Source organism: Pseudomonas sp. GW822-FHT04H02, from assembly GCF_058800645.1.
Genome location: NZ_JBXAMM010000011.1, coordinates 41,706 through 66,437, shown reverse-complemented (window position 1 = coordinate 66,437; position 24,732 = coordinate 41,706). Strand labels below are relative to the sequence as shown.

Genomic DNA, 24,732 nt, shown 5'->3' with positions numbered 1-24,732 from the left:
TTGAATCTCAAGGAGTTTTCCGTTTCGACTGCGCCGGAAGTGGGGCGAATTATAGACCTGTAGAATCTGCCGTCAAGGGTTAATTACGATTTTGTTGCAGAAGATGCTTTCTTTGCGATTAAGCGCGGAATCCGGCGCATTACAGGGGGAACACGCAGCAACAACAACAGCCCCCCTATAGAAGCGTAGACCGCCCACTCCTTCAGGTCCGCCCGGACAATCCATAGCATATGCAGCAGCCCCAGCCCCAGGATGAGATAAACCAGGCGATGCAGCTTCTTCCAACGCGCGCCCAAGCGACGCTGGCTATAACGATTGGACGTCACAGCCAATAACAACAGAAAGAGGAACCCCAGGCTTCCGACAAAGATATAGGGGCGCTTGCGCAACTCTACTCCCAGCTGCGACCAGTCCAACCCCAAGACGAATACCCCATAAGCACTCAGGTGCAGCACTACATAAGCGAAGCACCACAACCCCAACTGTCGGCGCACAGCGATCCAGCCCGACCACCCCGTGAGTTTTTGCAAAGGAGTCATGCCCAAGGTGATCAACAACAGCACCAGCGTGCCCAACCCCAGGCGATCAACCAGCACCTTGCCCGGGTCCGGCCCCAGGACCGAAACCCAGGCTTCATACAGCCAATACAGCGGCCAGATAGCCGCAGCGATGAAGACGCCGATACGCCAGAACGAATAACGCATCAGTAGTTCTTCCGCAGATCCATGCCGCTATATAAAGAAGCGACTTCATCCGAGTAACCATTGAACATCTGGGTTTCCCGCACATTGGGACTGAACAGACTGCTGGGTAGACGTCGTTCCCGAGCCTGGGTCCAGCGCGGATGATCAACCGTCGGATTCACATTCGCGTAAAAACCATATTCGTTGGCCGCAATGCTCTGCCAGGTAGTCTTGGGCTGCTCGCTGACCAGGCTGATGCGCACAATCGACTTCACACTTTTGAAGCCATATTTCCAAGGCACTACAAGGCGCAGCGGCGCACCATTCTGGTTAGGCAGTTCACGCCCGTACATCCCCACCGCAAGAATCGCCAATGGATTCATCGCCTCATCAAGACGCAATCCCTCGACATAGGGCCAGTCGATCAAGGCAAAGCCGGAGCGCTGGCCCGGCATACTCTTGGGATCCTGCAACGTTTCAAAGCGAATGAACTTGGCGTTGCTGGTGGGCTCCACCTGCTTGAGCAAGGCTGAGATTGGAAAACCTATCCAGGGAATCACCATCGACCAGGCCTCTACGCAACGCAGTCGATAAATACGCTCCTCCAGCGAGTAGGGCTTCATGAAATCTTCCAGGGCGTAGCGGCCTGGCTTAGCCACCTCACCATCCACGACCACACTCCAAGGCTGAGTCTTGAGCGCGCCCGCGTTGGCCGCCGGGTCCCCCTTGTCAGTGCCGAATTCGTAGAAGTTGTTGTAGTGAGTCGCGTCCTTGAAAGGAGTGATCGCCTCATCCCTGACGGTTACAGCTTGCCACCGAGTGGTCGACAGCTTGTCGGAGAACCACCCGGGAGCCTGGCCCGGCTCAACATCGGCATAACGCGACGCGTCCTGTGCTGCTGCCCATCGCGGCAAGCTGGCAAACGCCATGCCCGCAACCGCACCACTGAGCAGGCTGCGTCGAGAGAGGTAAAGAGATTCGGGCGTAACCTCAGACTCATTGCAGTCGGACGACTTGGGGAATTTGAATAACATGGCAACTCCGCAGTATTGGAGGACAGATGTACCAATAGACTGCGGAGTATGGGGGAAATTACATCACTCGACGCTTTTGCGACGACGTAGGTGCAACAGGTACTGAATAGGGCCCGACGCCGCATAGGCGAGGAACACCAAAAGCAGAATGCGCGGCGGATCGCTGAACACCACTGCAAACACCAGTACCACCGCCAGGATCGCCACAAAAGGTACACGCCCTTTCAGGTCCAGGTCCTTGAAGCTGTTGTACTTGATGTTACTGACCATCAGCATGCCTGCGGCGGCCACCATCAACGCCACCAGGAACGACATCTTCGACCCCTGGATCCCGTAGTCGCTGAATGCCCAGACGATACCGGCCACCACACCTGCCGCTGCCGGGCTGGCAAGGCCGATGAAATAACGCTTGTCGGCAGTACCGACTTGAGTATTGAAACGCGCCAGACGCAAGGCCGCGCCTGCCACATAGATGAAGGCGACCATCCAGCCGACCTTGCCCATGTCACCGAGGGCCCAGCCAAAGGCCAACAACGCCGGCGCTACGCCGAATGCAACCATATCGGACAGCGAGTCGTATTCAGCGCCAAAAGCACTCTGTGTGTTGGTCATGCGGGCAACACGCCCATCCAGGCCATCAAGCACCATGGCCACGAAAATGGCGATCGCGGCAAAGGCAAAGTACTTGCTCGCCCCGGCCGCATCTCCGGCGCTCATTGCACTCTGGGCGCTCATGGAGCTAATGATGGAATAGAACCCCGCGAACAGGTTCGCAGTGGTGAACAGATTCGGCAGAAGATAGATACCACGATGCCGGACTTTACGGCCTTCAGCGTCATGCCCTTCTTCGACATGCTCATCGATCGGTAGCAGGCTTTCGGCGTCAGAGGCCTGGTTTGGCTCTTCGGGACGTTCGCTCATGGACATTACCTTGCAACGGTGTGAAAAGTTTCGACAGATACCCAGGGCCGCGATTCGGCCACAAAGGATCCAGCTTTATACCAGAACCTATCCATGCAAACGAAAAAACGCGGCCTAGGCCGCGTTTTCCCTGACAAGACTCGAACTTAGTTCTTGGCTTTGTCGACGATTTTGTTGGCACCGATCCAAGGCATCATCGAGCGCAGTTGCTCGCCGATGATTTCGATACCGTGAGCGGCGTTGTTACGACGCTTGGCGGTCATCGATGGGTAGCCGGTAGCGCCTTCGCTGATGAACATCTTCGCGTATTCGCCGTCCTGGATGCGCTTCAGAGCATTGCGCATGGCCTGACGGGATTCGGCGTTGATGACCTCTGGGCCAGTCACGTACTCGCCGTATTCAGCGTTGTTGGAGATCGAGTAGTTCATGTTGGCGATACCGCCTTCGTACATGAGGTCAACGATCAGCTTCAGTTCGTGCAGGCACTCGAAGTAGGCCATTTCTGGAGCGTAGCCAGCTTCAACCAGGGTTTCGAAACCGGCTTTGACCAGCTCGACGGTACCGCCACACAGAACAGCCTGCTCACCGAACAGGTCGGTTTCAGTCTCGTCCTTGAAGGTGGTTTCGATGATGCCGGTACGGCCGCCGCCCACGCCTGCGGCGTAGGACAGGGCAACGTTCTTGGCGTTGCCGGAAGCGTCCTGGTAGATCGCGATCAGGTCAGGAATACCACCGCCCTTGACGAACTCGGAACGTACGGTGTGGCCTGGAGCCTTCGGCGCGATCATGATCACGTCGAGGTCGGCACGAGGCACAACCTGGTTGTAGTGAATCGCGAAGCCGTGGGAGAAGGCCAGAGTGGCGCCCTTCTTGATGTTCGGCTCGATTTCGTTCTTGTACAGCTGGGACTGGAACTCGTCCGGGGTCAGGATCATGACCAGGTCGGCACCGGCAACGGCTGCAGCAACGTCGGTCACTTTCAGGCCGTGGGCTTCAGCCTTGGCAACGGTAGCCGAGCCTTTACGCAGGCCGACAGTCACGTCTACGCCGGAATCCTTCAGGTTGCATGCTTGAGCGTGGCCCTGGGAACCGTAGCCGATGATGGCAACTTTCTTACCCTGGATGATCGACAGGTCGCAGTCTTTATCGTAGAAAACTTTCATGAATTTCCCCTATATCAGGCCGTTCCGGCCATTCGCTAATTTGAGTTAGATGCTCAGTACTTTGTCGCCACGGGCAATCCCGGTGACACCACTGCGTACGGTTTCCAGAATCGATGCGGTGCCGATCGATTGAATGAAGCTGTCGAGCTTGTCGCTGGTACCGGTCAGTTGAACGGTATACACGCTGGCGCTGACATCAACGATCTGCCCACGGTAAATATCGGTAGTGCGCTTGACCTCGGCGCGCTGGGCGCCAGTGGCCTTGATCTTGACCAGCATCAGTTCACGCTCGATGTGCGCGCTTTCCGACAGGTCTACCAGCTTTACCACCTCAACCAGCTTGTTCAGGTTCTTGGTGATCTGCTCGATGATCTCGTCATGGCCAACGGTGGTCAGGGTCAGACGCGACAGTGTCGGGTCTTCAGTCGGCGCCACCGTCAGGCTTTCGATGTTGTAGTTGCGTTGCGAGAACAGACCTACAACACGAGACAGAGCACCCGGTTCGTTTTCCAGAAGCAAGGAAATAATGTGCCGCATGATTAAGTACGCTCCGTCTTGCTCAGCCACATATCGCGCATGGAGCCGTCTTTGATCTGCATCGGATAGACGTGCTCGCTGGTGTCGACCTGGATATCGAGGAACACCAGGCGATCCTTCATGGCGAACGCTTCTTCCATCTTCGGCTTCAGATCCTTCAGATCCGTGATACGCATGCCCACGTGACCATAGGCTTCGACCAGCTTGACGAAGTCAGGCAGCGATTCCATGTAGGAGTGCGAATGACGGCTGCCGTAGCTCATGTCCTGCCACTGGCGCACCATGCCCAGCACACCATTGTTCAGGTTGATGATCTTGACCGGCAGATCGTACTGCAGGCAGGTCGACAGCTCCTGGATGTTCATCTGGATACTGCCTTCACCGGTGACGCAGGCGACATCATTATCCGGAAAGCTCAATTTCACGCCCATGGCCGCCGGAAAACCGAAGCCCATGGTGCCCAGGCCACCGGAGTTGATCCAGCGGTTGGGCTTGTTGAACCGGTAGTACTGCGCCGCGAACATCTGGTGCTGCCCCACGTCGGAGGTCACATAGGCATCGCCCTTGGTGACTTCGCACAGGGTTTCGATCACGGTCTGTGGCTTGATGATGCTGCCGTCGCCCTTGTCGTAAGGGAACAGGCCGCGATCGCCGCGCCACTCATCGATCTGCTTCCACCAACTGGCGACCGTTTCCTTGTTCGGGGTATCGCCGATTTCCTTGAGTGCCGCGACCATTTCGGTCAGGACGCTCTCCACTGGACCGACGATAGGCACATCGGCCTTGATGGTCTTGGAGATGGAAGCCGGGTCGATATCGACATGGATGATCTTGGCATTCGGGCAGAACTTCGGTGCACCGTTGATCACCCGGTCATCGAAGCGCGCGCCCACGGCCAGGATCACGTCGGCATGGTGCATGGTCAGGTTGGCGGTGTAGCTGCCGTGCATGCCGAGCATGCCCACGAACTGCCGGTCGGTGCCCGGATAGGCGCCCAGGCCCATCAAGGTATTGGTCACTGGCAGATTGAGCATCTTGGCCAGTTCGGTCAGCGGTGCGGAACCGCCGCCGAGAATCACGCCGCCGCCTGCATAAAGCACAGGGCGCTTGGCCGCCAGGAGCATTTCTGCCGCCTTGCGGATTTGCCCGGAGTGACCGCGAACAGCTGGGCTGTAGGAGCGCAGCTTGGCTTTCTTGGGGAAAACGTATTCGAACTTTTCAGCCGGGTTGGTCATGTCCTTGGGGATATCGACCACCACCGGACCAGGACGACCGGATTGCGCCAGGTAGAAGGCTTTCTTCATGACTTCCGGGATTTCCGAAGCGTGCTTGATCATGAAGCTGTGCTTCACGATCGGCCGGGAGATACCGATCATGTCGGTTTCCTGGAACGCGTCGGTGCCTACCATGGTGCTGGGCACCTGGCCGGAAATGATCACCATGGGAATCGAGTCCATATAGGCGGTGGCAATACCGGTAATGGCATTGGTCGCGCCCGGGCCGGAGGTCACCAGTACCACGCCGGCTTTACCGGTGGCACGGGCATAGCCGTCAGCCATATGGGTCGCCGCTTGTTCGTGACGAACCAGGATGTGGGTCACGTCCGGTTCTTTGAACAGGGCATCGTAAACATGAAGGAGAGCACCACCCGGGTACCCGTAGATATATTTGACGCCTTCGTCACGCAAAAAGCGGACGAGCATCTCACCGCCAGATAAAAGCTCCACGTTGTTCACCTCTAAAACGCCAGAATACCGCCCTCAAAAGGGAGCGGGTCTTAATAGGTTTACTTCTCAGCAGAGCATGAGCGACGGTGGTCGCCGACTACGTCAGCACTGACTGAGCAAGTATTGGGAGCGCCCCAAAGTGTTGCGGGGTTTTCCCACCCAGCGCGAGGTAACGCGTTGCGGGTGTAGCACTTCGGCGCGGATGTGCGCCTCATGATCTGCTGAGTGGGTCTGCTTCTGGCAGTCCCTCTACAGCGGACTTTGGATTCTTCTGTTTCGTCCTCTTCAAGTCAAGTCGTCTATGTGGTTAATTCGAACTAAGCGCATGAGAACGCAAGAAAAAACCCAAAAACGGCTGCTGTCTGCGCTTCAATTGCGCAATCTTCGGCAAGCAACTCAGAAATGCGAACCCGGACTTTGGGCGAAACCCCATTGCCAGAGAGCCGAGAGGAACGTCATGCACTGCAACAACAGCAATGCACGGACAGACATGAACCCTCCGAAGTTGTCACCTCGAGAGAACGAGACTGAAGTGGGCAGCATGGAGGGAGGCGACTGCCAGGCATACCTGGCAGTCGTGTTTCAGCGAGTAGCAACGATGAGCTGATCAAACTCTTTGAGCAGAACTCGCAACTGCTGGTCGCGCCCCTGCATCGGGCGAGTGGAGAACACCATCTCGGCCATTTCCTGAATACCTGACGCATTGGGCAGCGGCAAATCCTGCTCCAGAATCATCTTCATGCGGGGCAGAAAGATCCACTGCAGCCATTGCTCGAACTCCAGAGTATCCACGGCAAAGGGCTGAGTGCTGGCCAGTGCCTCGGCGCTGGGCACAGCGTCGTCCCACAGGCCCTGCACACGCAACTCACGCTCGATCAGCAGCAACTGTTCGGCGATCCTGGGAAAGCGCCCATCCATCACAGCGAAACCCGAGCTTTCTGGCGCGCCTGCGCTGCACCTGCGGCATCACCCTGTTTCTCACGCGCCTGGGCAATCAGCTCCCACAGGCTTGCCTGGAGATCAGGGCGGCCGTTGGCAAAGCTCAGGCCACGGCGAGCGAACTGCTCGGCCTGGGGCGCATCCCCCTGGGCCATGCGTACCTGAGCCAGGCGATACAGCACCTGCGGCTCGCGTGGAGCAACACGCTGCGCTCGCTCGAGGCTGGAGGAAGCACCGTTCAAGTCACCACTGGACTGCTGCTGTTGCGCAGTGGTCAGCAACGCCAGCACCGGGCCATCCAGTTGCTCATCGGCCGACAGACCACCGGCCCGGGCCGAAGGGATGCCACTGGGCGTAGAGGGCATGTTGTAAGTGCCCTGACTGATCGGTGCCGACTGATAACCGGAGCCGTCCACCGGACCCGGGGTAATAGGCCCTGAAGTGACCGGCCCCGGAGTAATGGGCGAACTGCTGATCGGCGCAGAAGCCGTAGCGCCGCCGCCCGGAACCATTACCACTACGCCGGAATCTTCCGGAATCGCCTGTGCCTGAGCCTGCGCCGGGCGCTTGATGGTCGTCTGGCGAAAGCCTCCGGAGGCGGAAATCCGCTCGCTGTTGGACACGGCAGTGCCGGAATCCACGACGGGAATAGAGCCGCGCTGCACACTGGCGCAACCGTTGAGCAACGCCAGAGCTGTAATAGCTGGAATCCACCACTTGTTCACGTCAAACCCTCATCGCTTAGTTCATCCAGCCCTTGACCCAATCCATCACCGAATCGCCGCCTGCCGGGTTTTCTCCCCCACAGGAAGCACCGGGAGGCGGTTCGCTGCCGCGAATATACGGCATCTGCACAGCCCCCGGACAGTTGGCATCGGAGCCCTGCCCGGTACGCGAATCGACCCAGGCCTGAACCACGTTGTCCGGCTGCGGCATATCCAGCGGCAGCGGGTCGGCCTTGCGCATGAAACTGGTCCACACCTGCAAGGCGCCGGTAGCACCGGTAAACGGCGTCTTGCCGTTATCGTCGCGGCCCAGCCAGACCACGGCTAGCAGGTCCTGGCTGAAACCGGCGAACCAGCTGTCACGGGAATCGTTACTGGTACCGGTCTTGCCCGCCAACGCTAGAGTCTTGGGCAACACGTTGTACACCGAGCTGCCGGTGCCTTCGCGCATCACCCGCTGCATTGCGCTTTGAATCAGATAGATCGAGCCGGCATCAAAGCGCTGCTGAATCTGGAACGGATAGCGCTTGAGCGGCTCGCCTTCCGCTGTCAACACGCTGCGAATCCCGCGCATCGGCGTATTGAAGCCGCCATTGGCCAGCGTCTGGTACATGGTCGCCACTTCCATCGGGCTCATGCCCCCTGCCCCCAGCAGCATCGATGGGAAGGCCGGGAACTCGCGGGTCACCCCCAGGCGCCCAAGGGTCTTCAGGACATTGGGCACACCCACTTCCAGGCCGAGCCGTGCGGTAGACAGGTTGTAGGAGTGAGCCAGGCCCTGGTACAGGAACACCGTACCGTGGGAGCGCCGGTCATAGTTCTGCGGCTTCCACACCTGGCCGTCTGCGCCTTTTACCGAGAACGCCTCATCCGACAGCCAACTGGTCAGGGTGTACTGGCTGGGCTTTTCCAGGGCGGTCAGGTAGACCGCAGGCTTGATCAGCGAGCCGATCGGACGCACCGCATCCAAGGCCCGGTTGAAACCGGCAAAGCTGGCCTGACGACTGCCAATCATGGCCTGGACCTCACCGGTTTCCGGGTTGGTCACCACCATCGCCGCCTCGACGTCTTCCGAGCCCTTGCGCCCGGCCAGGCGCTTGAAGGTGTCGTTGACCGAGGCTTCGGCCTTCATCTGCAGGATCGGATCGAAACTGGTGAAGATCCGCAGGCCTTCTTCAGTCAAGTCTTCATCACGGTAGTCTTCGCGCAACTGACGTTTGACCAGGTCGAGGAAACCGGGGAAGGAACTGTCCGCCAGGCTGCCGCGCTTGGTTACGCCCAGTGGCATCTTCTTCGCCGCCTCCACCTGTTCCGGGGTAGCCACGCCCTGCTGTGCCAGCAGATCGAGCACCAGGTTACGCCGCTCCAGGGCACGTTCCGGGTAGCGCCGCGGGTTGTAATAGGAAGGCCCTTTGACCATCCCGACCAACAGCGCCACCTGGTGCAACTTGAGTTCGGACAGGGGCTGGCTGAAGAAGAACTGGCTGGCCAGACCGAAACCGTGCACCGCACGCTGACCGTCCTGGCCGACGAAGACCTCGTTGAGGTACGCCTCGAGAATCTCGCGCTTGTCGTAATGCAGCTCCAGCAACAACGCCATCATCGCTTCATTGAGCTTGCGCGACAGGCTGCGCTCGTTGGTCAGGAAGAAGTTTTTCACCAACTGCTGGGTCAGGGTACTGCCGCCCTGGCGCATCTGGCCGGACGAGGTGTTGACCCAGATCGCACGGGCAATCGACTTGGGCGACACCCCGTGGTGTGAATAGAAGTCGCGGTCTTCGACCGCCACCAGAGTTTCCAGCAGATACGGCGGAACCTGATCGATCTTGATCAGGATCCGGTCTTCGAGGTTCTTCGGGTACAGGCCGCCGATCAGCAATGGCTCCAGGCGCACCACCGCGAGCTTGGCCCCCTTGCTGCCGGACAGTTCCGCCACGTAATCGCCGGAGAAGCGCACGCGCACTGGCTGAGCCTGCTCCAGCCCTTCATAGAACTGGAAGCCGCGGGTGTTCAGGTCCACGGTATTGCCATTGACCGAGGCTGCGCCCGGGCCGTTGGCGACACTTTCACGGCGATAGCCCAGAGCGTCGAGTTCCGTGAGGAAATCGTCCTTGCTGAGCTTTTGTCCGACGAACAGCTCAAGCGGGCGGGCGTAGACCTTGGCCGGAATGGTCCAGCGCTTGCCGGAGAACTTTTCCTGGACCACGGCATCGAGGTAAACCGCAAAGCCGGCGAGCACCACCAGACCGACCAGACTGAGCTTGAGGGCCCAGCCCAGCCAGGGGCGCAGGCCACCAGACGGCGTTTTTTTAGCAGAACGAGGGGATCGGGTACGAGTCATGGCGGCGGATTATACGCACTTTATTCATCGTCAACATGCGCCACCCGAGGTTTGCCTTAGCGCGCTCAGCGGCCATAATGGCGCCCTCGATTTTCCCGACTCTGAAGGATCGCCTGTGAGCCAGTCACTGATCGCTGCCCTGCAAAACCCCGCCTTGTTTCCTCATCCCGTAGAAGGGTTTCAGGTCATCGAAACCCACATCTCCTGGGTTCTGCTCACCGGCCCCTTTGCCTATAAAGTGAAGAAGCCGGTCAATTTCGGCTTCCTCGACTTCACCAGCCTGGACGCCCGCGAGCACTTCTGCGGCGAAGAGCTGCGCCTGAACCAGCGCCTGACCGAAGACCTGTACCTGGAAGTCCTGCCGATCACCGGTAGCGCCGAAGCCCCGGTACTGGGCGGCGATGGTCCGGCTATCGAATACGTACTGAAAATGCGTCAGTTCCCGCAAAGCCAGTTGCTCAGCACCTTGCAGGCCAACAGCGAGCTGACCACTGCGCACATCGATGAGATGGCCAGGCAGATCGCCCACTTCCACCTCAACGCGCCCAAGGTTCCAGCTGAGCATGAAGCCGGCACCCCGGAGAGCGTGATGGCTCCGGTGCGTCAGAACTTCGAGCAAATCCGCCCGTTCCTCAGCGACAAGGCCGACCTGCAACAACTTGAAGCCCTGCAAGCCTGGGCCGAAACCAGCTTCGAACGCCTCAAGCCTCTGCTGGCCCAACGCAAGAACGAAGGTTTCATCCGTGAATGCCATGGCGATATCCACCTGGGCAACGCCACCCTGATCGACGGCAAGGTGGTGATTTTCGACTGCATCGAATTCAACGAACCGTTTCGTTTCACCGACGTCTACGCCGATACCGGCTTCCTTGCCATGGACCTGGAAGACCGCGGCCTGAAGAGCCTGGCGCGACGCTTCATCAGCCAGTACCTGGAGCTGACCGGCGACTACCAGGGCCTAGAGCTGCTCAATTTCTACAAGGCCTACCGTGCCCTGGTACGCGCCAAGGTCAGTCTGTTCAGCATGCCTGCCGATGCCACGCCGGTGCAGCGCGCTACCACCCTGCGCCAGTACCGCAACTACGCCAATCTGGCGGAGAGCTACAGCACCATTCCATCGCGTTTCCTGGCCATCACCTCAGGCATTTCGGCGGTCGGCAAGAGCCGCGTGGCCATGCGCCTGGTAGAGGCACTGGGCGCCATTCGCCTGCGCTCCGACGTAGAGCGCAAGCGCCTGTTCGGCGAGCAACAGGTGCCCAACGACCCACACGCTGGCATCTATAGCAGCGAAGCCAGCAGCGCCACCTACGCGCGCCTGCATGAAATCGCCGAAACCATCCTGCGTGCCGGCTTCCCGGTAGTGATCGACGCGACCTACCTCAAACGTGCCCAGCGCGATGCCGCGGCCAAAGTGGCCGAGGCCACTGGTACGCCCTGCCTGATCATCGACTGCAACGCTCCTGAGGCAGTGGTTGCCAGCTGGCTGGCCCAGCGCCAGGCCGATCAGAACGATCCATCCGACGCCACTTTGGAAGTGATTGCCAACCAGCAAGCCACTCGCGAAGCGCTGACCGACGAAGAGCTGCTGCGCAGCAAGCGCATAGAAACCAACGAAAGCGGCAGCCTGGACGCCCTGGTTGCCAACATTCGCCAACGCCTCCCAGGCCTGTAAACGGTCATTTCAGCCGTGAAGTGGCAAAGACTTCACGGCTGAAAAATAGTGGCACTATACTGGCGTCATAAATCCAACACTGGTGACGTCGCCATGAGCCAACCGAAACTTCTCGACACTCCGCTTTACGCCCTGCTGCATAAAGACGACATCGTCGGCTTCAACCGCGAACGCCCGAAAGATCAACCCATCGACATGCGCGGCGGGGATTTCCGCGGCCTCGACCTGCGGGAACTGAACGCACAAGGCATCGATTTCACTGACGCCTACTTTCGCTCCGCGGATCTGCGGGGGCTGGACTTGAGAAACTCGTCCATGGAAGGCGCCAGCCTCGCCCATGCACAGATTTCCGGCGCCTACTTTCCGGTGGAACTGAGCGCCGACGAGATTCTCATGTCGGTCAATTTCGGCACCCGCCTGCGTTACCGCACTCGCTGACCCCCGCCACCCGTCTTTGTCCGGCGCTCTGTTCAGCGCCGGACCTGGTCCGCTTTCTCGCCTGCACCCTGCCCTTCGCATGGCCTGCCCCCTCCTCCCTCCGAGCTTCACCGCTGCGCCCTTAGAAGCATTTGCGCCAAACCCGACCAAAGAACAGCGCGTTTTCTACTGAGCGCTACACTCCTCTGAGGCTGCCCACTCACCATTCGGCCATCGCCAGGAGGCTTAATGAATGATGAACTGCAACACCTGAAGAACCTTGGCAAGACATCGGCACAATGGCTGCATGCAGTGGGCATCCATAGCGCTTCCGACTTGCGCCGCCTGGGTGCGGTGGACGCCTACCGGGCCGTGCGGACCCGTGGTTTTCGTGCGTCGAAAGTCTTGCTCTATGCCATCGAGGGCGCCCTGATGGACATGCACTGGAACGACCTTCCCGCCGAACGCAAAGAGGCGTTGAACAAGCAACTGGACGCCATTTCCTCTCGTCACAAAAACTGACTGGCAGAGCCAAATGTATCTAATGGGGGAGCAGCCGGCTTACGCCGACGCCTTGATCAACAGACTGCAGAGCATTCCGCCGCAATTGCTGGACGGGCTTGCGCCCAGCGGCCCGACGTTGGAACTTGGCCCCATCGCTGAGCTGTCCAGCGTATTGCCCGGCGACCAGTTGTTCCTGCTGGCAAGTGGCGTGATCCAGGCCAGTGTCGAAGAGCGGCCACTGTTCTACCTGCATGAAGGCGACCTGGTGGGGCTGCGGCGCGGCATCGAACTCCCGCAGTGGCAACTGCACTGCGATACGCCGCTGCAACTGATTCCCTATCTGAGGACTGAAGTGTTTCGGCACATCCAGGCCGACGTACAACGCTCGGAACTGCTCGTACAGTACCTGATCGGCCAGACCGCCCTGCTGTCCGATGCCATTGCTCGTCTCAAGCCGCCAGAGTTGCGCAGCAGCAACGGCTTCAAGCGCGTGGAGGCGGGCGAAAGGCTGATTACCCAGGGGGATGAGGCAGATCATGTGTTTGTAATACTCGAAGGCCATGCACAGGCCTTCGTCGACGGGCACAAGGTCGGCGACGTCCCCAAGGACGAGATTTTCGGCGCCATGGCAGTGTTCACCGGAGAAAAACGCAGCGCCAGCGTGATCGCCAGCGAACCCAGCACCATCATGCTGATTCCCAAGGACCAGTTTCTCAGCCTGACCCAGAGCAATCCGCGCATTGCCCACAGCCTGATCGAAAGCATGGCGCGCCGCATCGACCTGTTGAACAAGGAAGTGACCCGGCTCATGACCTTGAACAACCCGAACTGACCCCGGATTCCAGGCAGATCCAAACGGACGTTTGGCAAAATATGCAGAAATCTGAAAAGCCTTGTTGACTTCGAAATGAGAATCGTTATGATTATCACAACTGGTCGCGAGATCAGTCGATAACCTGGAAGACCAGTGGTTCGGACTCTCAGATTATCTCCTCATCAGGCTAATCACGGTTATTTGACCCGGCTCTTGCCGGGTCTTTTTTTTGCCCGCAGAAAAGCCCTCCGATCAGGGCCTCAGTTGCGCGCAATAGTCCTGGGCGGGCTGGGGCGGCGTATACCAGACGTAGTCGGCCGATGCCGCGGCAACCTGATGCCCCTGCTCCGCCAGAATCAACACCACCACCTCCTGGCTTCGGTCCAGATCGGCAAGATGCAGGGGCACGCCAAGATCCTTGCGACCGTGAAACGCCCCGGCCAGCAACAGGGCCGGAGCCGGAGCCGCCAGCAGCTGTTCAGCCATGCGCCGGTCCCGTTGCTGCTGCACCGCCCGCATTGCCGGCACCTGGCTCTCCGGCAGCAAGCCACAGTGCGATTCGCGGATTTGCCCGGCCAATGCCTCGATCACCGACGGTGCGTTGCTCCGTGTGCCGGTCAGGACGGGCGCCCGTGCATAAATGGCACGCACCTCCTGGCGATCCAGATTGGCAGCGAGCAAGGGATAGGGCTGACGCAGGGCAAAACCCACCAGCGGGCCGTAGAGGCTCCAGTCCCAGCCTGATTGCCAGGCCAACCTGCCGGGTAGGTCATCAGGCAAACGCCCCCCATCAATGGAGCGTTTTACCCCATCGACTTCTGGCTGCTGATCCGGGTTGAGCATTTCCAGCAACAGGCTGCCCTGTGGCCGCTCCCGGGCCATGGAGCGCAAGAGCCAGAGTTGCAGGGCATGATGATCGGGATTGTCATGCTGCTCGCCAATGATCACTCGGGGGGCCCGTGCCAGGCGCCCTACCAGTTCGACAGGGGTCAGCGCCTTGGCACTGCGCAGCTCAATGATACTGCCGGGCGCCGAAGCCACCGGCGGCGGCAGGATCCCCGGCATGCTGTGACAGGCGGCCAGCAGCATGGCCAGCAACAATGGCAATACGCGCATCAGGTCTCTCCGGGCTTCGCCTCAGCGGGCGATGATCAACGGGTGCCCGCGTTCGGGATGCTCCTGCACCAGAACTTCCAGGCCGAACACCGCCTTCAAGGGCTCGGGCCGCAGTACTGCGGTCGGTGTTCCCAATGAATGCGGGCGGCCGCCTTCAAGCAACAAGACCCGGTCACAATAACGCGCAGCCAGATTCAGGTCATGCAGGATGACCAGCACCGCCGCGCCGCGGTCGGCGAAGGCTCGAATGGCCTGCAAGGTGACGTGCTGGTGCAAGGGGTCGAGTGCAGAAGTGGGCTCATCCAGCAGCAGGTTGTGCCCTGGCTGGCCCGGCCACAGTTGCGCCAGGACCCGCGCCAGATGCACCCGCTGGCGCTCGCCGCCGGACAGCGCGAGATAGCTGCGCCCCGACAGGTGCGCCACATCGGCAGCATTCAAAGCAGCGTCGACGATTTCCTCGTCACGCACGCGCCCGGTCTGATGGGGCAAACGCCCCAGCGCCACCACCTCCTCCACACGAAAGGCGAAATCCAGGCTCGAAGCCTGGGGCAGCACTGCCAGGCGCTGCGCACGCTCGGCGCCCGACCAATGAGCCAGTTCCTGATCATCCAGCAGCACCTGTCCCTGATGAGCCGCCAGTTCACCACTCAAGCCCCCCAAGAGGCTGCTTTTACCTGCACCATTAGGGCCGAGGACTCCCAGCACCTCGCCCGGCAGCAACTGCAGGTCGATGCCAGCCAGGACGTCTTTGCCTCCGCGCCGCACATGCAGGTTCTCGACTCGCAGCATCAGGCACGCCCTCGCAACAACAGGTACAGAAAGAATGGCGCACCGATAAAGGCCGTGACGATACCGATGGGCAACTCGGCAGGCGCCAGCGCCAGGCGCGCCACCAGGTCAGCCAACAGCAGCAGGCTGGCTCCGGCCAGGATCGAGGCCGGGAGCAAGGTTCGGTGATCCGGACCGGACAACAGGCGCACCAGATGCGGCACCACCAGGCCGACAAAACCGATCATTCCCGCCGCCGCCACGGCAGCGCCCACACCCAGCGCGGTGCAGAACACCAGCTCGCGCTTGAGACCTTCGACATCGATGCCAAGGTGCTTGGCCTCGGACTCGCCCAACAGCAGTGCATTCAACGCCTTGGCCCGGCGCGGCAGCCACAGCGCAACCGCGGCGGTCACCAGCAGCAAGGGCCACAAGCGCTGGTAACTGGCACCATTCAGGCTGCCCAGGTTCCAGAAAGTCAGAGTGCGCAACGTGGCGTCGTCCGCCAGATAGGTGAACAACCCCACCGCCGAACTGGCCAGCGCCGTCAGGGCAATCCCCGCCAGCAGCATGGTTGCCACATGGGTCTGCCCGTTGCGCCGCCCCAGGCGATACACCAGCGCCGTCACCCCCAGGCCGCCAAGGAAGGCACACAGGGAGAGCAAATAAGGGCCGACAGCCTCTGGCAGGCCGCCGAACATCGAGCCGCCAACAATGGCGATGGCCGCACCCAATGCTGCACCACTGGAAACCCCCACCAACCCCGGGTCCGCCAGGGGGTTGCGAAACAGCCCCTGCATGGCGACCCCGGACAGCGCCAGAACTCCGCCCACCGCAAGACCGAGCAGAGTCCGGGGCAAGCGAATCTGTCCCAGGATCAGTTCCGCCTGCTCCAGGCCCTGCCCGTCGATCGGCAATCCAAGCAGGCGCAAGGCGGCACGCAAGGTATCAAACAAGGGCAGGCTGACAGGGCCCAGGGCCAGGGACAGCCAGATCGCCACAAGGCACAGGACGCCCAGCCCGATAAACAGTGTTCGAGGCTTGACCAGACGATTCATTGGGCCGGCTTGGCCTGGGGATAAAAGGCGCTGGAGAGGCGTTTCAGGCTATCAGGCAAGCGAGGGCCCAGGCCTCCCACCAGCAAGGTCGGGTCCAGTTCCACCACCCGCCCGGCCTTGGCCGCCGGTATGGATGCCAGCACCGGGTTCTCCTTGAACAGTGCGGCACGAGCGGCATCGCCGGTCAGGCTGCGATCGGAGAACACCAGCACATCCGGATTCAAGCCCGCCAGGGATTCGACCGAGAATGGCTTATAGCCGGTATGAGTCGCCAGGTTGCGCCCACCGGCCTGTTGCAATAGCCAATTCGCGGCGGTGTCCTTGCCGGCGATCAGGGGTTTGCCGCCGGCATGCCCGAGCAACAACAGCACCCCGGGCGCCGCGTGCTGCGCTTGAGCCTGGGCGACCCACGCCTGCTGCTGCCCAAGTTGTTGCTGATAGCCCTGGAACAGTTGCCCGGCCTGCTCTTCTCGGCCCAGCAATAGCCCCAGGTGCTGCAGGGTAGCTTGCAAGGTCGGCAAGTCGGCCTTGGCAGAAAACAGTTCGACCTTGACCCCGGCACTGCGGATCTGCGAAAGCACTGGCGGCGGCCCCATCTCCTCGGTACCCACCAGAATCTGCGGCCGCAGGCTGAGAATGCCTTCGGCCGACAACTGACGCTGATAGCCGATGCTCGGCAGCGCCTTGAGCGACTCCGGGTGCTGGCTGGTGGTATCGACGCCCACCAGCTTGGACTCGGCCCCCAGAGCCGTTATCCACTCGGACAAGGCCCCACCGGCACTGACCCAACGCTGCGGCAACTCATCAGCGGTGGCCCACTGGCTCACCAGCAATCCGGCACAGAACGCAATGGCGCAGGCACTCAGGCGCATAAGAACATTTCCTTCATTAAAGTGGGGGCCCGCGCAGCTGCTGTCCATGTGACATGCCGGACAGGCCGGGCATCGAAAGGAACAAGCGCCCCGTAACGGGCGGGGCGGCCATTTGATAATTGTTTTCATTTAGCCGTCAAGCGCCGACATGTTTCATCCTGCAGCCGGAAAGAAACTGTGACAGCCTGGACGCAGAGCCTTCGGACCAAGAGGATAGCCATGAAATTTCTTTGCGCCGGCAACGATCTGCCCGAAGCCGGCAGCCGGGGCTTCCAGCTCGCGGGGCTGAAGCTGTTCGCCGTGCGGCGCGAGCAGCGGGCCTATGTCTATGCCAATCGCTGCCCGCACCGGGGAGTGGCGCTGGAGTGGCAGGCTGACCAGTTCCTCGACCCCAGCGCCAGCCTGATCCAGTGCGCCACCCATGGCGCCCTGTTTCTGATCGAGAGCGGAGAGTGCGTGGCCGGACCTTGCGCCGGCCAGTTCCTGGAGAGCATCGGCTGCCATGAAGACAGCCTGGGGATCTGGGTGGACCTCTAATCCCCGAGCAACACTTCAAGACGTCGGTCGATGCACACTTGCTCGGCCGTCAGGCACACACCATAGGCCAGCACCTCAACCCCCGCCGCGCGGGCTTCGCGCAGGGCAGCGGCGTAACCCGGATCGATCTCCTGCGCCGGCCGCACCGCGTCGATGCCCGAAAGGTTGACGCAATACAGCTGAACCGCCCGCACGCCCTCCCGGGCCAGGCTCGCCAGTTCCCGCAGATGCTTGGCGCCGCGCTGGGTCACGGCATCGGGAAACGCTGCCACCGGCGTGCCATCGAAGCCCAGGGTGACGCTTTTGACCTCGACGTACGCCGGACCGTCCGGGTAATCCAGGCGAAAATCGATACGGCTGTTCTCTTGCCCGTAAGGCACCTCGCGCTTGAGCCCGGTGAAGCCGTTCAACTCGCTGATAAGCCCCGAGCGCAAGGCTTCTTCCACCAGCACGTTGGCCCGCCCGGTGTTGACGCAGGCCAGGCGGCCTTGAGGGGTTTCGCTGATTTCCCAGGTGCCCGGCAACTTGCGCTTGGGGTCATTGGAGCGGCTGAACCACACCTGCCCGCCCTCGACCATGCAATTGAGCATCGAGCCGGTATTGGGGCAATGGATGGTCAACAGCTCGCCGGTGGTGGTTTCGATGTCCGCCAGGAAGCGCTTGTAACGACGCAGCAGACGCCCCTCTTCCAGGGGAGGATCGAAGCGCATCAGGCGTGCCAGCTCTGCAGGCCACGGGCGATACGCTCAACCGCCTCCTGCAGGCGTTCCAGGCTCTGGGTATAGGCAAAGCGCACATGATGGCCAGCCTGATGCCGGCCGAAGTCCAGGCCAGGGGTAAAGGCCAGGTGCTCGGTTTCCAGGAAGTGCCGGCAAAAGGCGAAGGCATCACCGCCGAAGGCGCTGATGTCCGCGTACAAGTAGAACGCCCCTTCAGGTTCCACAGCGATGCCGAAGCCCAACTCACGCAAGGCTGGCAGCAGGAAATCCCGGCGGCGCCCGAACTCGGCGCGGCGCTCCTCGAGGATCTCCAGGGTCTGCGGTTCGAAGCAAGCCAGCGCAGCATACTGGGCCATGCTCGGCGCACTGATATAGAGGTTCTGTGCCAGCTTTTCCAGTTCACCCACGGCTGCCGGCGGAGCTACCAGCCAGCCCAGGCGCCAGCCGGTCATGCCGAAATATTTGGAGAAACTATTCAGGACGAAAGCGCTGTCATCCACTTCCAGAACGCTGGCGGCATCGGTGCCATAGGTCAGGCCATGGTAGATCTCGTCCACCACCAGATGCCCGTTGCGAGCCTTGATCGCGGTGGACAACCCCGCCAACTCGTCCCGGCTCAGGACCGTGCCGGTGGGGTTCGCCGGCGAGGCCACCAGGGCGCCCACGCTGTCCTGATCCCAATAGCGCTCCACCAGGTCCGGCGTCAGTTGGTAACGCACATCCGGCCCCACCGGGACCAACTGCGCAGCCCCTTCCACCAGACGCAGAAAATGCCGGTTGCACGGATAACCCGGGTCCGCCAGCAGCCAGTGCTTGCCCGGGTCCACCAGCAGGCTGCTGGTCAACAGCAGGGCACCGGAACCACCGGGGGTGATCATGATCCGCTCGGGATCGATGTCCAGGCCGTAACGCTGCTGATAAAAGCCGGAAATCGCCCCTCGCAGCTCGGGAATTCCGCGGGCTGCGGTGTAGCGCGTCTTGCCGGCGCTCAGCGCGGCCTGCCCGGCCTTGATGATCGGCTCGGCGGTGGTGAAGTCCGGTTCGCCGATTTCCAGGTGAATCACATCATGCCCGGCGGCTTGCAGCTCATTGGCGCGGGCCAGCAAGGCCATGACATGGAAAGGTTCGATAGCGCGACTACGCGCACTGTAGGGCTGAGCCATTAGCCTTCCTTCATTGATTCGAGGGGGGAGCAAAGGACCGATTCTACCCATGTGATCAAGCCCGGGAGAACCCAGGCGGATCCGAGCGGTCTGTTGCTTGCGCCAACTGGCGCCAACACAACCCGCAGACTTGACTAAAATCAATGATTGAACGAACCGATCAGCAAGCCATGTCAGGCTTTTCCCATATCCATGGACGAAGCAGGACATAGGCTCGACAACCGGGAGTAGCGCGCTCTGGTTTGATCTGGTAAGTTCGCCCGCTTGCAGCCGCAGGGCCGGCAAGTGTCGGAGATGGAGCAATCCTGCGCAATGGATTACAAGAGTAGAGGCGGTCCATTCATGCCCACCCAAGCAAAGCAACAGATTCAATCGATCAGCGGTTTTGAACCTTACGTTGAAACTGCGGGCGAAGAGTACATGGGCAAGCCCATGCGCGAGCACTTCACCAAGATCCTGAACAAGTGGAAACAGGACTTGATGCAGGAAGTCGACCGCACTGTTGATCACATGAAAGACGAAGCGGCCAACTTCCCCGACCCGGCTGACCGTGCCAGCCAGGAAGAAGAGTTCAGCCTCGAACTGCGGGCCCGCGATCGCGAGCGCAAGTTGATCAAGAAGATCGACAAGACCCTGCAACTGATCGAAGACGAAGAATACGGCTGGTGCGAATCCTGCGGCGTCGAGATCGGTATCCGCCGGCTGGAAGCCCGCCCAACCGCCGACATGTGCGTCGACTGCAAGACACTGGCGGAAATCAAGGAAAAACAGGTCGGCAAGTAATCGCCGGCTGGAACCTGAAACGGAGCGTACCCACGCTCCGTTTTCGTTTCTGCCTTCCCTGCAAGGGCAAGCCCGCTCGCCAAAGCGATCCCCCGGCACCATCGTCACCCCGGGGCCAGACGAAGTAACATCCGCTCCATGACTGCCTCCACCTCTTCCTCGTACATCGGGCGCTTCGCCCCCACTCCCAGCGGCTATCTGCATTTCGGCTCTCTGGTTGCCGCGCTTGCCTCCTATCTTGATGCCCGCGCCGTCGGCGGCCGCTGGCTGCTGCGCATGGAGGACCTTGACCCGCCCAGGGAAGAGCCCGGTGCCCAGGCGGCCATTCTCAAGGCTCTGGAAAGCTACGGCTTCGAATGGGACGGGCAGATGATCCGCCAGAGCGATCGCCACGACGCCTATGGCGAAGTCCTCAATCGCCTGTTCCAGCAGGGCCTGGCCTATGCCTGCACCTGTTCGCGCAAACAGCTGGAGCCCTACCATGGCATTTACCCGGGACTGTGCCGCAACCTCGGCCACGCCCAGGACGACGCCGCGATCCGCCTGCGGGTACCCGAACTGGAGTATCGCTTCGTCGACCGGGTCCAGGGCGAATACCGCCAGCACCTGGGCCGGGAAGTGGGGGACTTCGTGATCCGCCGCCGCGACGGTCTCTACGCTTACCAACTGGCCGTGGTGCTCGACGATGCCTGGCAAGGCATCACTGATATCGTGCGCGGCGCCGACCTGCTGGATTCCACACCGCGCCAGCTGTACCTGCAGGAACTGCTGGGCCTTTCCCAGCCCCGCTACTTGCATGTACCGCTGATCACCCAGCCGGACGGGCACAAACTGGGCAAGTCCTACCGCTCGCCCCCGCTGACCGAGGATCAGGCCCCGCCCCTGCTGCTGCGCGCCCTGCGGGCACTGGGCCAGAAGCCACCGGCCGACCTCGATGGCGCCAGCGTCGCGCAGATAATGGCCTGGGGCATGGCCCACTGGGATGCCGCCCTGATTCCACGCACACTGAGCGTGCCGGAAGCGCAATTAAGCTGACGCCACTTGCAGCTTGGCGCCCATCCGTTACCATCGCCGCACGTTTTCGGGCACGCACACAATAAAGAGAGGCCGAGATGTACATCTATCGCTTGGTCCTGCTCCTGGTAGTGGGGATCTATCTGTTCTCCCCCGCCATCATGGATTGGTGGATCGATGCTACTGGCGCCTGGTATCGCCCGTATCTGCTCTGGCTGATTCTGATCGTCGTGACCTTCATCCTGCAGAGCCAAAAAGATGCCGATGAGCTTTAGCCTGACCCAGATGATCCTGATCAGCGCCGCCTACCTGGCGGTGCTGTTCGGCGTTGCCTGGATCAGTGAGCGCGGGATGATCCCCCGCTCGATCATTCGCCACCCGCTGACCTACACCCTGTCACTCGGGGTCTATGCCAGCGCCTGGGCGTTCTACGGCACGGTCGGCCTGGCCTACCAGTACGGCTATGGCTTCCTGTCCAGCTACCTGGGGGTTTCCGGGGCCTTCCTGCTGGCACCGGTACTGCTCTACCCGATCCTGAAAATCACCCGCACCTACCAGCTTTCATCCCTGGCCGACCTGTTCGCCTTCCGTTTTCGCAGTACCTGGGCCGGTGCGCTGACCACGATCTTCATGCTGATCGGCGTGCTGCCATTACTGGCGCTGCAGATCCAGGCCGTGGCCGACTCCATTGGCATTCTCACCCACGAGCCGGTGCAACATCGGGTGGCGCTGAGCTTTTGCGCGCTGATCACCTTGTTCACGATCTTCTTCGGCTCGCGGCATATCGCCACCCGGGAAAAACATGAAGGCCTGGTGTTCGCCATTGCCTTCGAATCGGTGATCAAGCTGATCGCCATTGGCGGTGTCGGCTTGTACGCGCTGTACGGGGTATTCGACGGCCCGCAACAACTGGAACTCTGGCTGCTGCAGAACCAGACTGCCCTTGCCGCACTGCATACGCCCCTTCAGGAAGGCCCGTGGCGCACCCTGCTACTGGTGTTCTTCGCCTCGGCGATCGTCATGCCGCACATGTACCACATGACCTTTACCGAGAACCTCAACCCTCGCGCCCTGGTCAGCGCCAGTTGGGGGCTGCCGCTGTTCCTGCTGCTGATGAGCCTGGCAGTGCCGCTGATTCTCTGGGCCGGCCTCAAGCTCGGCGCTACCACCAACCCGGAATACTTCACCCTGGGCATCGGCATCGCCGCCAACAGCCCGGCCCTGGCTCTGCTGGCCTATGTCGGCGGGCTGTCGGCCGCCAGCGGCCTGATCATCGTCACCACCCTGGCGCTCTCGGGGATGGCCCTGAACCACCTGGTGCTGCCGCTCTACCAGCCGCCGGCGGAGGGCAACATCTACCGCTGGCTGAAGTGGACCCGCCGCGCCCTCATCGTCGCCATTATCATGGCCGGCTACGCCTTCTACCTGCTGCTGGGCGCCGAGCAGGACCTGGCCAACCTGGGGATCGTGGCCTTCGTCGCCACCTTGCAATTTCTTCCGGGCGTGCTGTCGGTACTGTACTGGCCGACCGCCAACCGCCGGGGCTTCATCGCCGGCCTGCTGGCGGGGATCCTGGTGTGGCTGGTGACCATGCTGCTGCCTTTGATCGGCAACCTGCAGGGTTTCTACATCCCGCTGCTGAACATGATCTACGTCCTGGACGACACCAGTTGGCATATGGCGGCCATCGCCTCGCTGGCGGCCAACGTCCTGATGTTCACCCTGATCTCGCTGTTCACCAATGCCAGCACCGAGGAGGCCAGCGCCGCCGAAGCTTGTGCCGTGGACAACGTGCGCCGTCCGCAACGCCGGGAACTGCACGCCGCCTCGCCCCAGGAGTTCGCCACCCAACTGGCCAAGCCGCTGGGGGCCAAGGCAGCCCAGAAGGAAGTGGAGCAGGCCCTGCGTGATCTGTATCTGCCCTTTGACGAACGCCGACCTTACGCCCTGCGGCGCCTGCGCGACCGCATCGAAGCCAACCTGTCCGGATTGATGGGCCCCAGCGTCGCCCAGGACATGGTGGAAACCTTCCTGCCCTACAAGGCCGGTGGAGAAAACTACGTCACCGAGGACATCCACTTCATCGAAAGCCGGCTGGAGGACTACCACTCACGCCTCACCGGCCTGGCCGCCGAGCTCGATGCCCTGCGCCGCTATCACCGGCAAACCCTGCAAGAGCTGCCGATGGGGGTCTGCTCCCTGGCCAAGGACCAGGAGATCCTCATGTGGAACAAGGCCATGGAGGAGCTCACCGGCATACCAGCCCAGCACGTGGTGGGCTCACGCCTGAGCACCATTACCAACCCGTGGAAGGACCTGCTGCAGGGCTTTATCAACCTGCCGGACGAACACTTGCACAAACAGCACCTGGCCCTCGATGGCCAGACTCGCTGGCTGAACCTGCACAAGGCCGCCATCGATGAGCCTCTGGCCCCGGGCAACAGCGGCCTGGTACTGCTGGTGGAAGACCTGACCGAAACCCAGACCCTGGAAGACAAGCTGGTGCACTCCGAACGCCTGGCCAGCATCGGGCGCCTGGCGGCCGGGGTGGCCCATGAGATCGGCAACCCGATTACCGGCATCGCCTGCCTGGCGCAGAACCTGCGCGAAGAACGGGAAGAGGACGGCGAACTGACGGAAATCAGCGAGCAGATCCTCGAACAGACCAAACGCATCTCGCGCATCGTCCAGTCGCTGATGAGCTTCGCCCACGCCGGCAGCCATCAGCACAACGACGAGGCGGTGTGCCTGGCCGAAGTGGCCCAGGACGCCATTGGCCTGCTGGCGTTGAACCGGCGCAATTTCGAGGTGCAGTTCTTCAACCTGTGCGATCCCGACCACTGGGTCGACGGTGATCCCCAGCGCCTTGCCCAGGTACTGATCAACCTCCTTTCCAACGCCCGCGACGCCTCCCCTCCTGGCAGCGCGGTACGCGTCAAGAGCGAGGCTTTCGAGCACACGGTCGACCTGATCGTGGAGGACGAAGGCAGCGGCATTCCGAAGAACATCATGGACCGATTGTTCGAACCGTTTTTCACCACCAAGGACCCTGGGGAAGGCACCGGTCTGGGCCTTGCACTGGTCTATTCCATCGTTGAAGAGCATTATGGACAAATCACCATCGACAGCCCGGCCGATCCTCAAAGCCAACGCGGCACCCGTATCCGGGTGACTTTACCGCGTCATGTCGAAGCGACGTCCGCTGTGAACTGAGACCGTCGAGAG

Annotated in this window: 24 protein-coding genes; 9 read left to right on the top strand and 15 right to left on the bottom strand. The window is 61.1% G+C overall.

Annotated features, from left to right (window positions below):
- Positions 1–83 precede the first annotated feature (83 nt).
- The 9 genes from msrQ to mrcB form a co-directional block, all read right to left on the bottom strand.
- On the bottom strand, positions 84–704 hold the full coding sequence (msrQ, locus tag AC1RMG_RS32220; protein ID WP_236204211.1) for a protein-methionine-sulfoxide reductase heme-binding subunit MsrQ: 621 nt from the start codon (positions 702–704) through the stop codon (positions 84–86).
- The gene (msrP, locus tag AC1RMG_RS32215) at positions 704–1,717 is read right to left on the bottom strand and encodes a protein-methionine-sulfoxide reductase catalytic subunit MsrP (RefSeq protein WP_220223289.1); all 1,014 of its coding nucleotides are present in this window, start codon (positions 1,715–1,717) and stop codon (positions 704–706) included. The genes msrQ and msrP overlap by 1 nt, the downstream gene beginning before the upstream one ends.
- Before the next feature lie 63 nt (positions 1,718–1,780).
- Positions 1,781–2,638 (bottom strand): CDP-diacylglycerol--serine O-phosphatidyltransferase, encoded by an 858-nt coding sequence (pssA, locus tag AC1RMG_RS32210; protein WP_011063487.1) that lies wholly within the window; start codon positions 2,636–2,638, stop codon positions 1,781–1,783.
- A gap of 146 nt (positions 2,639–2,784) precedes the next feature.
- Positions 2,785–3,801 (bottom strand): ketol-acid reductoisomerase, encoded by a 1,017-nt coding sequence (gene ilvC / locus AC1RMG_RS32205; RefSeq protein WP_007959661.1) that lies wholly within the window; start codon positions 3,799–3,801, stop codon positions 2,785–2,787.
- A gap of 45 nt (positions 3,802–3,846) precedes the next feature.
- Positions 3,847–4,338, bottom strand: a complete 492-nt coding sequence (gene ilvN / locus AC1RMG_RS32200) for an acetolactate synthase small subunit (protein WP_011063488.1) — start codon at positions 4,336–4,338, stop codon at positions 3,847–3,849.
- A 2-nt stretch (positions 4,339–4,340) separates the two neighbouring features.
- Positions 4,341–6,065, bottom strand: a complete 1,725-nt coding sequence (locus AC1RMG_RS32195) for an acetolactate synthase 3 large subunit (protein WP_125063817.1) — start codon at positions 6,063–6,065, stop codon at positions 4,341–4,343.
- Between the two features lie 582 nt (positions 6,066–6,647).
- Positions 6,648–6,983, bottom strand: a complete 336-nt coding sequence (locus tag AC1RMG_RS32190) for a YqcC family protein (RefSeq protein WP_011063490.1) — start codon at positions 6,981–6,983, stop codon at positions 6,648–6,650.
- Positions 6,983–7,729, bottom strand: coding sequence for a tetratricopeptide repeat protein (locus tag AC1RMG_RS32185; protein ID WP_011063491.1), 747 nt, complete (start codon positions 7,727–7,729; stop codon positions 6,983–6,985). Before AC1RMG_RS32185 ends, AC1RMG_RS32190 begins: the two co-directional genes overlap by 1 nt.
- A 16-nt stretch (positions 7,730–7,745) precedes the next feature.
- Positions 7,746–10,070 (bottom strand): penicillin-binding protein 1B, encoded by a 2,325-nt coding sequence (gene mrcB / locus AC1RMG_RS32180; protein WP_011063492.1) that lies wholly within the window; start codon positions 10,068–10,070, stop codon positions 7,746–7,748.
- 115 nt (positions 10,071–10,185) lie between these two features.
- On the opposite strand from mrcB, the gene AC1RMG_RS32175 reads away from it, so the two are divergent.
- The 4 genes from AC1RMG_RS32175 to AC1RMG_RS32160 all read left to right on the top strand — a co-directional run bounded on the left by AC1RMG_RS32175 (position 10,186) and on the right by AC1RMG_RS32160 (position 13,495).
- Positions 10,186–11,742: a bifunctional aminoglycoside phosphotransferase/ATP-binding protein gene (locus AC1RMG_RS32175; RefSeq protein WP_493171062.1), complete on the top strand. Its 1,557-nt coding sequence runs from the start codon at positions 10,186–10,188 to the stop codon at positions 11,740–11,742.
- A 93-nt stretch (positions 11,743–11,835) separates the two neighbouring features.
- Positions 11,836–12,180 carry a pentapeptide repeat-containing protein gene (locus tag AC1RMG_RS32170; protein WP_011063494.1) on the top strand — a complete coding sequence of 115 codons (345 nt, stop codon included), beginning with the start codon at positions 11,836–11,838 and terminating at the stop codon, positions 12,178–12,180.
- Positions 12,181–12,408: 228 nt separating this feature from the next.
- A complete protein-coding gene (locus AC1RMG_RS32165) occupies positions 12,409–12,681 on the top strand; it encodes a TfoX/Sxy family protein (RefSeq protein ID WP_011063495.1) in 273 nt (90 codons plus the stop codon).
- A 13-nt stretch (positions 12,682–12,694) separates the two neighbouring features.
- A complete protein-coding gene (locus AC1RMG_RS32160; protein WP_011063496.1) occupies positions 12,695–13,495 on the top strand; it encodes a Crp/Fnr family transcriptional regulator in 801 nt (266 codons plus the stop codon).
- A 234-nt stretch (positions 13,496–13,729) separates the two neighbouring features.
- Here the strand turns inward: AC1RMG_RS32160 and AC1RMG_RS32155 are convergent, their stop codons facing one another.
- The 4 genes from AC1RMG_RS32155 to AC1RMG_RS32140 are packed head-to-tail and all read right to left on the bottom strand — an operon-like array spanning position 13,730 to position 17,291.
- Positions 13,730–14,593: a ChaN family lipoprotein gene (locus AC1RMG_RS32155; RefSeq protein ID WP_493171060.1), complete on the bottom strand. Its 864-nt coding sequence runs from the start codon at positions 14,591–14,593 to the stop codon at positions 13,730–13,732.
- 21 nt (positions 14,594–14,614) lie between these two features.
- On the bottom strand, positions 14,615–15,382 hold the full coding sequence (locus AC1RMG_RS32150) for a heme ABC transporter ATP-binding protein (RefSeq protein WP_072445072.1): 768 nt from the start codon (positions 15,380–15,382) through the stop codon (positions 14,615–14,617).
- On the bottom strand, positions 15,382–16,419 hold the full coding sequence (locus tag AC1RMG_RS32145) for a FecCD family ABC transporter permease (protein WP_019092860.1): 1,038 nt from the start codon (positions 16,417–16,419) through the stop codon (positions 15,382–15,384). The genes AC1RMG_RS32150 and AC1RMG_RS32145 overlap by 1 nt, the downstream gene beginning before the upstream one ends.
- Entirely contained in the window at positions 16,416–17,291 is an 876-nt protein-coding gene (locus AC1RMG_RS32140) for a heme/hemin ABC transporter substrate-binding protein (RefSeq protein ID WP_493171057.1), read from the bottom strand. The genes AC1RMG_RS32145 and AC1RMG_RS32140 overlap by 4 nt, the downstream gene beginning before the upstream one ends.
- 219 nt (positions 17,292–17,510) lie before the next feature.
- On the opposite strand from AC1RMG_RS32140, the gene AC1RMG_RS32135 reads away from it, so the two are divergent.
- Positions 17,511–17,828: a Rieske (2Fe-2S) protein gene (locus AC1RMG_RS32135; RefSeq protein ID WP_015637056.1), complete on the top strand. Its 318-nt coding sequence runs from the start codon at positions 17,511–17,513 to the stop codon at positions 17,826–17,828.
- Here the strand turns inward: AC1RMG_RS32135 and sfsA are convergent.
- Both sfsA and AC1RMG_RS32125 read right to left on the bottom strand, forming a co-directional pair.
- Entirely contained in the window at positions 17,825–18,538 is a 714-nt protein-coding gene (sfsA, locus tag AC1RMG_RS32130; RefSeq protein ID WP_493171053.1) for a DNA/RNA nuclease SfsA, read from the bottom strand. The genes AC1RMG_RS32135 and sfsA overlap by 4 nt on opposite strands.
- A complete protein-coding gene (locus AC1RMG_RS32125; protein ID WP_011063503.1) occupies positions 18,538–19,710 on the bottom strand; it encodes a pyridoxal phosphate-dependent aminotransferase in 1,173 nt (390 codons plus the stop codon). The genes sfsA and AC1RMG_RS32125 overlap by 1 nt, the downstream gene beginning before the upstream one ends.
- Positions 19,711–20,052: 342 nt before the next feature.
- On the opposite strand from AC1RMG_RS32125, the gene dksA reads away from it, so the two are divergent.
- The 4 genes from dksA (at position 20,053) to AC1RMG_RS32105 (ending at position 24,720) form a co-directional block, all read left to right on the top strand.
- A complete protein-coding gene (gene dksA / locus AC1RMG_RS32120) occupies positions 20,053–20,493 on the top strand; it encodes an RNA polymerase-binding protein DksA (RefSeq protein WP_011063504.1) in 441 nt (146 codons plus the stop codon).
- A gap of 138 nt (positions 20,494–20,631) precedes the next feature.
- Positions 20,632–21,528: a tRNA glutamyl-Q(34) synthetase GluQRS gene (gene gluQRS, locus AC1RMG_RS32115; protein WP_011063505.1), complete on the top strand. Its 897-nt coding sequence runs from the start codon at positions 20,632–20,634 to the stop codon at positions 21,526–21,528.
- Positions 21,529–21,605: 77 nt separating this feature from the next.
- Entirely contained in the window at positions 21,606–21,782 is a 177-nt protein-coding gene (locus AC1RMG_RS32110) for a hypothetical protein (protein WP_003176118.1), read from the top strand.
- Positions 21,766–24,720: a sensor histidine kinase gene (locus AC1RMG_RS32105; RefSeq protein ID WP_011063507.1), complete on the top strand. Its 2,955-nt coding sequence runs from the start codon at positions 21,766–21,768 to the stop codon at positions 24,718–24,720. Before AC1RMG_RS32110 ends, AC1RMG_RS32105 begins: the two co-directional genes overlap by 17 nt.
- The last annotated feature ends 12 nt before the right edge of the window (positions 24,721–24,732 follow it).